Raw genomic sequence first — 12273 nt, 5'->3', positions numbered from 1 at the left:
GAAGTGATCATCGTGCAGGCCCGGCCGACGGAGTACTTGGCGGCGAGATCTGTAGTGAAGTCCTGCAGCCAGTCGGGCGGATTGTCGAGTTCGGCGATGAGGTGCTCGGCCCGGACGAAGGGCCGGTCGGGGTGACGCTGCCAGCAAGCCGAACAGAGTCCCAGACCTGTGTGCTTTCGTACTCTGCCGCATTGTTCGCAGGCCCGGGGCGGCTGCTTGGCCTGCCGGGGACGCGAGCAATGCCCGCACCAGCCGGTGTCCTCGCGCAGATATCCGGGCCGGCCGCAGCAAGGGCAGAGTGCCTTGGCGGCGGCGCGTTCAGACTCGCGCGAGCATGTGCGGCAGAGAATCGAGGACTTGCTCCGCACCGGGTGTCCGCAGGCGGTGCATACGCGTGAGCAAGTGATGCACCGGCCGGTGTCCGCCTGGAGTACACGCTGCTGGCCGCAGCGGGGACAAGCGGCCCGGGCCGCGGCCTCCTTCTGCTGGGCAGTGCAGCGGCAGCAGAAGTGCCGGTCGATGAAGCCGACTGGGGCTCCGCAGCCGATGCAGTCGCTCTGTTTGACGCCCACGATGCCAGCCTCTCCAGGTCACAGAGGAGGCATCGAACGGCCGCGGGCGGAGGCTGCCTTCGGCAGGTCGGCAACCGGGCGCGGTGGGACTGCGGGACGTTCGACGGGCGTGGTGTCGACCTCGAACAAGTCATTCGGGGTGCATTCCAGCGCGGTGCACAACGCGATCAAGGTCGACATCTTCACCTGGGAGGGCTCTTTGCTGAACAGTGCGGACACGGACGCGGAGGACATTTGCAGCCCGGCGCGTTCGGCCAGGAGCCGCTGCAGTTGGGTGCCGGTCCAGATCTCACGCTGGGCGGCGGCCATCCGCAGGCGCCATCGGATCTTCATGCGGGGCTGTCCTCCTCGGCGGTGAGTTCACCGAGCGTGGTGGTCACCGCGCGGCGATAGGCATCCTCGATGAACGTCGCGGAGGGACGGACGTATCTCATGGTCGAGCTGACCGTCCAGTGACCAAGAAGTTGCTGGATTGCCACCAGGTCCACGCCGCGTTCGTAGTTGTGGGTCGCGCAGGGCCGCCGCAGGGCATGTGGGCTGAACCGGTCGGTGGCCGGGCGTCCTTCGAGTTCCATCAGATAGCGCAGGCGGTTGCGGATCGTCCCGCGGTGCAGGCTGCCGCCGGACTCGTCCGCAAACAGCACCGGTGAGTCCGGGAACTTGCCCCGCACGTCGTCGAGGAACCAGTGCAGGACGAGGTCAAGGCCGTCCAGCATCGGAACCCAGCGTGGCCTGGGTCCAGAAGTGCGGGCACCTTTGCCGAACCGCACGTGGAGTTTTCCGAACGGTCCCCGCGTGAAGTGGAGGTCCGAACGCTCCAGAAGCGACGCCTCTTCCGAGCGCAGGCCGGCGTGATACAGGGTCCGGAACATCGCATAATCCCGAGCAGCAGGCCCGTACTTGCGGGCCGTGGCGATCCGGGCCTTGAGGAAATCGAAGAACTCCACCACCCGTTCCGGGGTCGGCGGCGGCAGCTGAGCCGGGGAATCGTCCCCGACATGCCGCGAGGCGTTGAACTCGTCCACCGGGCAGACCAGGCGGACGCCGAACCCCGCTTCGATCTCGACGGCCTTGCGGACCTGCAGGAACCGGTGGAAGCCCTTGAAGATCTGCACGTACTCGCGCCGGGTCGAGGCGCCCCGCCCGGCAAGGGCCAGGTCGCCGACCACACGGTCGATGTCTTCGGGAGTGACCTCCCACGCGGGCCGACCCAGCGCGGTGAGCGTCCGGTCCAGCAGTCCGATGTCGTTCTCGACCGTCACCGGGCTGAACCCCCGGGCCCGCCATGAGGCGACGAACGCCTCGACGCAGTCGGCCTGGAACTCCCACGGATCGGCGGTCACCGGATCCAGCAGGACGGCACCACCCTGGACCACCCGCAACTGGGATGTCACCGGCACACCTTCCTCGCACCTGACCGATCAAGGCGGCACCTGGAGAATCCGCGCACCACCATGAAGACCAACGAGGACCACGGAAGATGGATACGGGCCGGTGGCAGCGGCGATCCACGAAAAGGAACATGTGCCAGCCTCAGATGAATGGGGACAGGTCTTCGACGACGAAGTCCTCGCCACCACCATCCTTGACCGTCTCCTCCACCACTGCGAGGTCATCTCCATCAACGACCCCAGCTACCGGCTGAAGAACCGCCTCCAGGCCATCGAGCGAGAAACCGACGTTGCCTGACCCGGCGCCGGTTGTTAGACAGACTCTTCGCCCGGCGGGATGAAGGCGTCGGCACCATCAGCATCCTCAACATGCCCGTGGACGTCGACCGTGATGGCCGTCGCCCGCCCCTGCGACGTAATGAGCCAGGCCAGCACCTGTTCCGTCAGCGGCGTTCCGCCAGGGCCCTCGTCTTTCCAATACACCTGCCACCCTCCACCAGGCACCGCGGCCACGATCTGCTCGGCCTTCTCCAGGTGGGAGAAGTCTTCGTAGTCCGTCACCGGGCGCAGGGAGCCACGCTTGGGATCGACGACCAGCGCCGTTCGAGTTTCCTGATCCCAGCCCTCTACGGACACCATGCGGCCGATCTCGGTGTCAGTGCCGTTGAAGATCGCGGTCCAGCCGGTCTGATTGAAATAGCGAAGAGACACCGCCCCATCATCTCGAACCACGACGCGAGCCCTTCAAGTGGCTGCCCGCTCTGCACGTTCATCCGTACCTGGCTCTGCACATAGTCGAGTACGCCGACAACACTCGTGGATTCCGACAACACTCGTGGATTCCACTGTCCGGGACCACCTCGGCCGGATGCCGCGACACCCTGACCTCGGTCATGCCTTCCTGTCCACGACGATGGCGGCCGGACCGCGACCGGGTAATCCACCTGCCGAGGGTTTGTCGGGAGACGCCGGCACAGGATGCAACGGGCAGACACGCCCCGGCGCACGAGCGGAGCGGGCTTGAGCTGTGGGGATAGCGGTGGGTGACTGTTCGAGATGCGTGGGTGTCGGGGCGCTGTTTCGCTGATGAGGCCCGCTCTTCCCGACAGATCCAGGAGTGATCATGAGCGTTGCAGGTGAATCCGGCCGTGCCCAGCAGATGCGTGCCAAGGCGCAGGAGATGAAGGACGAGGCCGCGCGCACCGCGGACCCGAAGGAGCGTAAGCGGCTGACGGACCAGGCCCGCCGACTGCAGGAGCAGAGCGAGAAGGAGAGCCGCGGAGGCAACCAGAACGTGGACCCCATGTAGCCAGCCCCCGCTGCACACGCCGGCCGGTGGTCTCCAGCACTCTGAGCGTCGGAGGCACCGGCCGGACCATGTGTCGTTGTCGCTGCGGGCGCCCGCATTGCGTGCCAGGCAGCTCTTCACGGTGCCGGTCGTTGGCTTCAGCGGGCGGCGCTTGAGCGGGACCGCGTAGCGGTCAGGCTGACGTTGCGCGCCGACTGTGAGCCGCCCCGCCCCCAGCGCCGCCGTGTCGACCGCGACGCGCACTGCCCCAGCCTCAGCAACACGAAGCGGCCTCGCCTATTGGGCGAGGCCCTTTCGCGTTTCCACGCCCGGTCTCAGCGGCGCCGGGCTGCGACCAGTGTGACAGGAGCGCGTCGCCGATGTGCCCGGTTGCCGTGCCGAGCGTGACGGAGCGAGGCGCGCCCTGGACGGCCGGACGGCTCCGGCATGTGTCGGGCGTGCCGCTGGCGGAGGCGTAAGGGCCCGTAAAGAATCAACACGTTGCTTCACGGCCTCCCTGTCGTTGGTGTGGTTTGCGCATACCGAGCGAGGTTCGTGACCAACTTGCCCTGAGATTAGTAGTGTTGTTCCCTCATCTGAATGAGCGGCAGCAGCGGCTGGCGCTGGCCGCCGAGGCCCGGCTGCTGGGGCACGGCGGGGTCCGGGCCGTCGCGCGTGCCGCAGGGGTGAGCGAGACGACGGTACGGAAGGGCGTCTTTGAGTTGGAGGGCGGTGAGGGCCCACTTGCCCGATGGCCGGGTCCGCCGGGACGGTGGCGGTCGCAAGAGCGCCGAGAAGCTTGACCGGCTGCTCGTTCCGGCGTTGCCAGCGTTGGTCGAGCCGGATAAGCGGGGCGATCCGATGTCGCCGCTGCGGTGGACGACCAAGTCGCTGCGGTCTCTGGCCGGGGAGCTGACGCGGCAGGGCCATGCCGCGTCGGCGCCGACCGTGGACAGGCTGCTGCGGGAGAACGGTTTCAGTCTGCAGGCCAATGCCAAGACCCTTGAGGGCGCTCAGCACTCCGACCGGGACGCGCAGTTCCGGTACATCAACGACCAGGTCAAGGACCATCAGGCGGAGGGCGAGCCGGTGGTCAGTGTGGACACGAAGAAGAAGGAAGTCGTCGGGGAGTTCAAGAATGCGGGACGTCAGTGGCGGCCGGCCGGTGAACCCGTGCGGGTTGACGTCCATGACTTCCCCGGCGATGCACTGAGCAAGGCCCTGCCTTATGGCATCTACGATCTGGCGACGGACACCGGCTGGGTGAATGTCGGTACGGATCACGACACCGCAGCCTTCGCGGTCGAATCGATCCGCCGTTGGTGGAACGGGCAAGGACGCCTCGACTACCCGCAGGCCAGACGTCTGCTGATCACTGCCGATGCCGGCGGCTCCAACGGCTGCCGCACCCGGGCCTTCAAGACCGAGCTGGCCGCGTTCGCCGCCCGGACCGGCCTGGCCATCACGGTCTGCCACATGCCGCCGGGCACACAATGCCGTTGCTTGACTAGATGCAATACCGGTGACTTTGCAGGTGCTGGCTCGTTGAGTTGGTGTGCCAAGGCCAGGACAGTTGAAGTCAGTTGAGAGTGATCGGTTTTCGGATCGCATCGCTCTGGGAGTGCTCACGCGTGCGTTTCCGCCGGAGCTGGTGGATGAGGTGGTGGCGGGGTGCGGACGCACGGAGGAACGTCGGCGCCTGCTTCCCGCACGGGTGGTGATGTATTTCGTGCTGGCGATGTGCCTGTTCTCGGGGCAGGGATATGAGGAGGTCGGACGGCTTCTCACCCAGGGCCTGGAACGGGAACGCCGCTGGTCGAAGACGTGGCGGGTGCCCACCAGCGGGGCGATCGGACGGGCCCGGCTCCGGCTGGGGGCGGAGCCGGTGAAGGCGTTGTTCGCCCGGGTCTGCCGACCCGTGGCGGTCCCGGCGACTATGGGAGCCTGGTTTCGGGGTCTGCGGTTGGTATCGGTGGACGGCACGACCTTCGACCTTCCCGATACGGAGGCGAACGCCGTCTTCTTCGGGCGGCCGGGAACGGGGCGTGGGCAGGGCAGGAGTGCCTATCCGCAGGCCAGGGCCGTGGCCCTGGTCGAGTGCGGTACCCATGCCGTGTTCGCCGCCGACGTCGCGCCGCTGGCGGTGCACGAGACGGTCCTGGCCCGCCGCCTGTTCCCCTCGCTGACCAGGGGAATGCTGCTCCTGGCAGATCGGGGCTTCCTCGGCTTCGACCTGTGGCAGGCCGCCGCGGCGACCGGCGCGGACCTGCTGTGGCGGGTCAGGAGCAACGCGGTCCTGCCCATGGTGACCGCGCTGCCCGATGGTTCGTACCTGTCGGAGATCGTCGCCGCCCGGGACAAGAACCGGCGAGCTGACCCGGCACCGGTCCGCGTGATCGAATACACCCTGGGCCCACGTGGAGAAGGCACCGTCTACCGGCTGGTCACCACGCTCCTGGACCCGGCCACCGCACCGGCCAGGGAACTGGCCGCGCTCTATGCCGAGCGCTGGGAGATCGAGACCACCCTCGATGAGATCAAGACCCATCTGGGCGGACCCCGCTTCGTCCTGCGCTCCCAGCATCCGGCCGGGGTGGAGCAGGAAATCTTCGCGTTCCTCCTGGTGCATCACGCGCTGCGCGACCTCATGCACCAGGCGGCCCAGCTGGAGAGAGAGGACCCGGACCGGATGTCCTTCACCCGCACCTTGCGCGTCGTCCGCCGGCAGACCACCAGCCAGGCGGGGCTTTCCCCCCTCCCGGCTCACCAGGGCGCTGACGCAGACCCTGCATGAAATCACCGAACGTCTCCTGGAACCACGACGGTTACGGTCCAACCCGCGAGTGATCAAACGCAAAATGTCCAACTGGGCACTCAAACGCACCGAACACAACAACCCGCCTCGCCCGGACACCCCCGTCGTCACCCTCGTCGAGCCCACCAAAACAGCCCCAACCCCACGAGTGAAGCCCTAAAACACCGGTATTGTGACTAGATGATCGATTCCAAGGGGTCAGTGGTCATATGCGGTCAGTGAGCGCAGGACGGGCTGTCCTGTGTGGTCGTTGTGCCAGATCGCTGCGGTCAGCGCGAGGATGCTGTTCGAGATCGAGTTGGCCCTTGAAGGTCTCGTTGACCGACTCGATGACCTGCCGCAACGGCTTGAACAGGGGCGCTCCGGGCCGTTCCGGCTCGCCTTTGCGGGCCGCCGCAGCAGCCGGATGTCCTGCTCGGCCAGTTCGTGTTCGAAGCCCGGCCGTAGTAGTTCTTGTCGCCGATCAGCGTCTGGGCGGGCCGGTCGGCGACCAGGCCGGGTTCGGCAGCGAGGAGGTCCAGCAGGGTCTCACGCTCGTCGGCCTTGGCCCCGGTCAGGGCGAAAACGACCGGCAGGCCCTGGAGGGTGCACACCAGGTGCAGCCGCAGGCCCCAGAAGAAGCGGCTGTGGCTGGCGCAGTACCCGTACTCGGCCCATCCGGCCAGGTCGGAACGTTTGACCGTCTCGCGGGAGCGGCCGCATTCCACCGGTGTGGAGTCACGATCCACACGTCGTCGCTCCACACGGAGGTGTCGGTGGCCAGCAGGCGGGTGACCCGGCGAAGCAGGTCGGCGCTCTTGCGCAGCCGCTTGTTGTAGCCGGGCTGCTTGGGCAAGTACGGGAAGAGATGCCGCAGGTGGAAACGGGCATGGCGAAGCCACCTGGCCTCAGAGGTGAAGCCGAGCATGGCCTGCATCATCGCCAGTGTGACCAGCTCGGCGTCGGTGAGCTGCGGGGCGATCCCCACGGCCGGCCGCCATGGCGAGAGATGCGGAGAAGCCTTCAGCAGGTCGTCGGTCTTCACATAGAGTGCGGTCGCGAGGGTGTCCAACTCTGTCTTCACACACTGACGTTGGACGCCCTCGTCCCATGCGCGCAGCCGATCCCTTGGAATCGATCGTCTAGCAACGGCATTGGCCGGGCACATCGAAGTGGAACAAGGTGGAGCATCGGCTGTTCTCCGCGATCACCATGAACTGGCGCGGCAGACCGCTGAACAGCCACGAGGTCGTCGTGCAGTCCATCGCCGCGACCACCACCCGCACCGGTCTCACCGTCCACGCCGAACTCGACACCGGCACCTATCCCACCGGTGTGAAGGTCAGCGACGCCGAACTGAACGCGGTGCCGGTCACCGGACATGCCTTCCACGGCGAATGGAACTACACCGTGCACCCCCACCCCGCCAGCCCGGCAGGCCCCACCAGGCCGACGCCCGGGCCGGCGGCGGTCTTCGACCGCGGTGCTCTGTCACATCCCGTGCTGACCGGCATGACCTGCACCGCACTGACCGAGCTGACCGAGACCCTGACCCCCGGCTGGCAGGCGCTGCAGAAACAGGACCCGGCCACCCGACGCGACGGCGGCACCCGGCGCCGGGCCCCGGGCGGCGGCCGCAAAGCCAAACTCGACCTGGCCGACCGGGTCCTGGCCACCGTGCTGCAACAAAACCTCGCTCTGCCGCCTACCGTGCTGGCCCACCTCTTCGACGTCAGCAAGGACACCATCCGCCACACCACCAGCGAGATCCGACGACTGATGGACCAGCACACGCACACACCCCAGCCCCCAGCAGCACACCTCAGCACCCTGGCAGGACTCCTCGTCCACGCCACCGCACACGGCGCGATCCTTACGACAGGGACCAAACCAACGTGTTGATTCTTTACGGGCCCTAACTGATCGTTTCAGATTGAGTTTGTTGTGTCGGCTTGGTAGGTGATGCGAGACGGAGCAGGGTCTGCCGGACGTCCGTTGATCTTGTGTCTGACGACCTGTGGGAGCGGGTGGTGCCCTTGCTCCCGGCTCGCCCGCCTCGGCTGCAACGGTTTCCCGGGCGGAAGCCGGCGTGCGACCGTGCGGCCTTGCGGGGCATCGTCTATGCAGTCGATCACAACGCCGCGTGCCGCTCGGGCAGGGTCTCGATGGTGGGCATGACCTGCCACAAACCGGGCGAGCGGTCCCGCCTGATCTACTCGGTCCGCGAGTACGGCGGACGCAAGGACCAGCCGAAGGACTTCGGCCGACGAGACTTCCGAGACCTGCTGGTGCGCGCCCGCATCCAGCTCGGCGGGCCGATCGTGCTGGTCTGGGACAACGTGCGTATTCACCTGACCGCACCCCTGCGCAAGTTCATCGCCGCGAAGCCGACTGGCTCACGGTGTTCCAGCTGCCCACCTATGCACCCGGCCTGAAGCGCAGGAAAGCGTGTGGTCCCTGGTCAAGCGCGAATTCGGCAACCTCGCCGCCGTCGACCTCAGCCAGATCGCCCGGGCCGTGAAGCGCAAGCTCAACATGCTGCGACCGACATCACGAATTCAAGTTCAGTAGCCTGCAGGGCTCCAGGCCGAGGAACGTGAGCAGGGATGCCTCTGCCGCATCCGGCGCGACGCCGGACGGGCGAGGGCCTTCGGCGCTCAGTGCCGTCCCTCGACGCAGCGGCACCCGGAACGACCGGACGCCCGCATCGGACACACGCCGCGACACCGGAGTGTTCCTGTCCCTGCCGCACCGTCGGCCACTGGTCCCGCCCCCCTTGTCGTTGTACCGTCACTGCCCGGATGCTCACATTATCCGGCTGGCTCCGTGCGCGATACGACGGCTTTCGGGGCGGCCGAGAGACGGTCCTGAAAGCGATCCTGTGCGCCGGGATCGCTCGGGGAACCGTCGGCCCGGGGGCCGCCTACGACACCCTGCCTGTGCGGGGTGGCGTAACTCGATACAGCTGAGCCGAGTGCTGTGCTCTGGCCAGACGTTGCTCATCCTGGTAGGCGTCGGGCACTGGCCGAGGTGGTGCCGGACGAGCGAGTCCAAGCCCTGTGGGCGCGGGTGCACAACGCATCGACCGAACTCCAACCCGGGCCGGCCCTGGAGTCATTGCTGCGGGCGACGGTGCTGCACAGCAAGTCATTCCGCGGGCCGACCGTGGTGTTGTCCGAAGAACCTGTCGAGCCCGGACGCCACGTCGAAGCGCGCCACGATCAGTGACATGCGGCGGGTAGAATCCTCCTCCGCCGGGCACAGCAGTTGGGTACGGCCAGGAACGACGTCACGATCCCCGACCTCCTCGACCTGGCCAACGGAGTCGCGGCCGCCACTGAGCAGGGGCGGAAACGGAGCGACGGCCGGCCACCTGCTCGACGTCGTGGTCTCCGGCGTGTGTGTCCCAGGAGACCCAGGCGCAGGCATGCTCAGGTCGGGCACCTTCTCGACGGCCCGGCAGCAAGAACCAGCTGCGCCTGGCGACGAAGCCGGCTTGCTGCGTGGCCAGCAGCGGGGTGGACAGCCGGATCACCACGGCCCCGCCACCGGCAAGCCCTTTTTTACGTCGCACTTCGACCAGCAAGCACTCGACGCGCAAGCCGCCACCGACGGCTGGTACGCACTGCCGACCAACCTCGACCTCGCCAACGGTCGTACCTCCAGGGGTACCACCCTGCCGTTCACACCCGACGGGTACCTGCGGGCGGCGGTGGGCACGACCACGAGCGCGTCCCCTCTGTCGGCGCCTCAGTGGTCCGTCCGTGCTCGCTGCGATGGTCCTGTGCAGCGATTGCGGTACGGGCCAGTCGCCTTTCCCTCCTCCGTACCGGCCGGTTCGCGGACCGGCCGCGGGGCCAGAACAGCTGGTCCGCTGCCAGGGCTCAGTCGCGCATTCCCGCCCGAACAGACGCGCCGTCACCCGGTCCGCCCCGGCGCTCGCACCGGACGTGACGACGGTCCGACTCATGACCGCCGGGAATCCTGGACGCGGCGGGCCCCTGGGACACCCGATCGGAGCACCGGTGAACTGGTGAAATTCGAGGTGTCACCGCCAGTCGTACGGGCCGTCCATGGTGGCAGGCTCCACCATCGAGTCAACCGGGAGGGACGGAGAACCGATGGCACAGGACCTGCAGGAAGCCGCGTCGGCCGAGCCGGTGGCCAACAAGCGCATCAATGCCGGTGTGAGGCTCATGGGCTGGCTGACGACCACGGACCACAAGGTCATCGGCAATCTCTACATGGTCACCGCGTTCGGGTTCTTCCTGCTGGCCGGAGTGCTGGCCATGCTCATGCGAGCGGAGCTGGCCCGGCCAGGACTCCAGATCGTCAGCGCGGAACAGTACAACCAGCTGTTCACCATCCACGGCACCATCATGATGCTGCTGTTCGCCACGCCGATGTTCGGCGGCTTCGCGAACGCCATCATGCCGCTTCAGATCGGCGCGCCCGACGTCGCCTTCCCCCGCCTCAACGCGCTCACCTACTGGCTCTTCCTCTTCGGCGGAATCATCGTGGTGTCCGGATTCGTGGTGCCCGGCGGCGCGGCGCACTTCGGCTGGTTCGCCTACGCTCCGCTGAACAGCGCCGTCTTCTCGCCCGGCGCCGGCGGAGACCTCTGGACCATGGGCCTGGTGCTGTCGGGAATCAGTACGACCCTGGCATCGGTCAATTTCATCACTACGATCGTCTGTCTGCGTGCGCCGGGTATGACCATGTTCCGGATGCCGATCTTCACGTGGAACGTTCTGTTCACCTCGATCCTCGCGCTGCTCGCGTTTCCGGTGCTTGCTGCCACCCTGCTCGCCCTCGAGGCCGACCGGAAGTTCGGGGCGCATGTTTTCGACTCCGCGAATGGCGGGGCGCTGCTGTGGCAGCACCTGTTCTGGTTCTTCGGCCATCCCGAGGTCTACATTGTCGCGTTGCCCTTCTTCGGAGTGGTGAGCGAGATCATTCCCGTGTTCAGCCGGAAGCCGATGTTCGGGTATTTCGGAATGGTGATGGCCACGATCAGCATCACCATGCTCTCGGCGGTTGTCTGGGCCCACCACATGTTCGCGACGGGAGCCGTTCTCCTGCCCTTCTTCTCCGCCATGTCGTTCATCATCGCCGTACCCACCGGCGTCAAGTTCTTCAACTGGATCGGCACCATGTGGCACGGCAGTATCTCGTTCGAGACACCCATGCTCTGGGCGATCGGCTTCCTCGTGACTTTTCTCCTCGGCGGCCTCAGTGGAGTGCTGATCGCCTCACCCCCGCTGGACTTCCATCTCACCGATTCGTACTTCATCGTCGCCCACCTCCATTACGTGCTCTTCGGAACAGTGGTCTTCGCGATGTTCGGCGGCTTCTATTTCTGGTGGCCCAAGTTGACCGGGCGCATGCTGGATGAACGCATCGGACGTATCCATTTCTGGACCTTGTTCGTCGGCTTTCAGCTGACCTTCCTGGTCCAGCACTGGCTGGGTGAGGCCGGAATGCCCCGGCGTTACGCCGACTATCTCGCGGCGGACGGCTTCACCTTGCTCAACACGATCTCGTCCTTCGGCTCCTTTCTGCTGGGCCTGTCGACACTGCCATTCCTGTACAACGTGTGGCACACCAGCCGTTACGCGCCGAAGGTCGAGGTGGACGACCCGTGGGGGTTCGGCCGTTCCCTGGAGTGGGCGACTTCCTGTCCACCCCCGAGGCACAATTTCCGGGCTTTGCCCCGCGTACGTTCCGACTCGCCGGCTTTCGACCTGCACCACCCCCTCATGCCGGAGAAACAGAAGCCGGGCCTCGGCCGAGGCGGGGCCCACTCCGCATCGGGCGCCGAAGAGGAGTCGGGCGAATGAAGACCGAGGCCATTCTCTTCGCCGGGGTCGCGGGGTTCTTTCTCGTGACCGATGTTCTCTACGCCGTGTGGTCCCGGGATCCGACAGGCACGGCGGCTCTCACCGTCTCGTTCCTCATGGCGTTGCTGGTCACATTCTTCTTCGCCACCAACTACCGGAGGAAGGGACTGCGCCCCGAGGACCGCGGGGACGGACACATCCATGAGCGGTCCGGTCCGGTGGACTTCTTTCCTCCGTACAGCATCTGGCCGTCGCTGACAGCCGCGGGGATGGCCCTGCTCGCTCTCGGTGTGGTGTTCGGTCTGTGGCTCTTCCTGATCGGGCTGGGCGTGGTCCTGGCAGGGGTGTTCGGAATGGTCTTCCAATACGCGCGTGCCCAGGGCTGAGG

General features: G+C 66.6%; 10 protein-coding genes and 4 pseudogenes. 10 read left to right on the top strand and 4 right to left on the bottom strand.

What is annotated here, in order from left to right; all coding sequences use genetic code 11:
- Nucleotides 1–590: 590 nt before the first annotated feature.
- Nucleotides 591–905 (bottom strand): helix-turn-helix domain-containing protein, encoded by a 315-nt coding sequence (locus tag OG953_RS40115; RefSeq protein WP_405690761.1) that lies wholly within the window; start codon nucleotides 903–905, stop codon nucleotides 591–593.
- Nucleotides 902–1966: a tyrosine-type recombinase/integrase gene (locus tag OG953_RS40110; protein WP_405690759.1), complete on the bottom strand. Its 1065-nt coding sequence runs from the start codon at nucleotides 1964–1966 to the stop codon at nucleotides 902–904. Before OG953_RS40110 ends, OG953_RS40115 begins: the two co-directional genes overlap by 4 nt.
- A 145-nt stretch (nucleotides 1967–2111) precedes the next feature.
- Between OG953_RS40110 and OG953_RS40105 the strand changes: the two are divergent.
- A pseudogene (locus OG953_RS40105) lies at nucleotides 2112–2261 on the top strand (ATP-binding protein); the annotation flags it as partial.
- Nucleotides 2262–2275: 14 nt separating this feature from the next.
- On the opposite strand, the gene OG953_RS40100 reads toward OG953_RS40105, so the two are convergent.
- Entirely contained in the window at nucleotides 2276–2674 is a 399-nt protein-coding gene (locus OG953_RS40100) for a hypothetical protein (protein WP_405690757.1), read from the bottom strand.
- A gap of 412 nt (nucleotides 2675–3086) precedes the next feature.
- Here OG953_RS40100 and OG953_RS40095 point away from each other — a divergent pair, with 412 nt between their 5' ends.
- From OG953_RS40095 to OG953_RS40085, 3 genes and pseudogenes are all read left to right on the top strand, one after another.
- Nucleotides 3087–3272: a DUF6381 family protein gene (locus tag OG953_RS40095; protein WP_405690755.1), complete on the top strand. Its 186-nt coding sequence runs from the start codon at nucleotides 3087–3089 to the stop codon at nucleotides 3270–3272.
- Nucleotides 3273–3784: 512 nt separating this feature from the next.
- Nucleotides 3785–4742: pseudogene (locus OG953_RS40090) on the top strand (ISAzo13 family transposase); the annotation flags it as partial.
- Nucleotides 4743–4806: 64 nt separating this feature from the next.
- Nucleotides 4807–6045 (top strand): IS4 family transposase, encoded by a 1239-nt coding sequence (locus OG953_RS40085; RefSeq protein WP_405690752.1) that lies wholly within the window; start codon nucleotides 4807–4809, stop codon nucleotides 6043–6045.
- A 219-nt stretch (nucleotides 6046–6264) separates the two neighbouring features.
- Here the strand turns inward: OG953_RS40085 and OG953_RS40080 are convergent.
- Nucleotides 6265–7129: pseudogene (locus OG953_RS40080) on the bottom strand (IS982 family transposase).
- Nucleotides 7130–7203: 74 nt separating this feature from the next.
- Between OG953_RS40080 and OG953_RS40075 the strand changes: the two are divergent.
- The 6 genes and pseudogenes from OG953_RS40075 to OG953_RS40050 form a co-directional block, all read left to right on the top strand.
- Nucleotides 7204–7947: pseudogene (locus tag OG953_RS40075) on the top strand (ISAzo13-like element transposase-related protein); the annotation flags it as partial.
- Nucleotides 7948–8219: 272 nt separating this feature from the next.
- On the top strand, nucleotides 8220–8480 hold the full coding sequence (locus OG953_RS40070) for a hypothetical protein (protein ID WP_405690751.1): 261 nt from the start codon (nucleotides 8220–8222) through the stop codon (nucleotides 8478–8480).
- 13 nt (nucleotides 8481–8493) lie between these two features.
- Complete coding sequence (locus tag OG953_RS40065; RefSeq protein ID WP_405690750.1) at nucleotides 8494–8616, top strand: hypothetical protein; 123 nt, start codon at nucleotides 8494–8496, stop codon at nucleotides 8614–8616.
- Between the two features lie 672 nt (nucleotides 8617–9288).
- Nucleotides 9289–9999 (top strand): hypothetical protein, encoded by a 711-nt coding sequence (locus OG953_RS40060; RefSeq protein ID WP_405692350.1) that lies wholly within the window; start codon nucleotides 9289–9291, stop codon nucleotides 9997–9999.
- 242 nt (nucleotides 10000–10241) lie between these two features.
- Complete coding sequence (gene ctaD / locus OG953_RS40055) at nucleotides 10242–11885, top strand: cytochrome c oxidase subunit I (RefSeq protein ID WP_405692348.1); 1644 nt, start codon at nucleotides 10242–10244, stop codon at nucleotides 11883–11885.
- A complete protein-coding gene (locus OG953_RS40050; protein ID WP_405690748.1) occupies nucleotides 11882–12271 on the top strand; it encodes a cytochrome c oxidase subunit 4 in 390 nt (129 codons plus the stop codon). The genes ctaD and OG953_RS40050 overlap by 4 nt, the downstream gene beginning before the upstream one ends.
- The last annotated feature ends 2 nt before the right edge of the window (nucleotides 12272–12273 follow it).

The sequence above is a fragment of the Streptomyces sp. NBC_00057 genome, assembly GCF_045041165.1.
Taxonomy (GTDB): Bacteria; Actinomycetota; Actinomycetes; order Streptomycetales; family Streptomycetaceae; genus Streptomyces.
The sequence above is the reverse complement of the archived record's forward strand: the minus strand, read 5'-3'. Positions and strand labels throughout refer to the sequence as shown.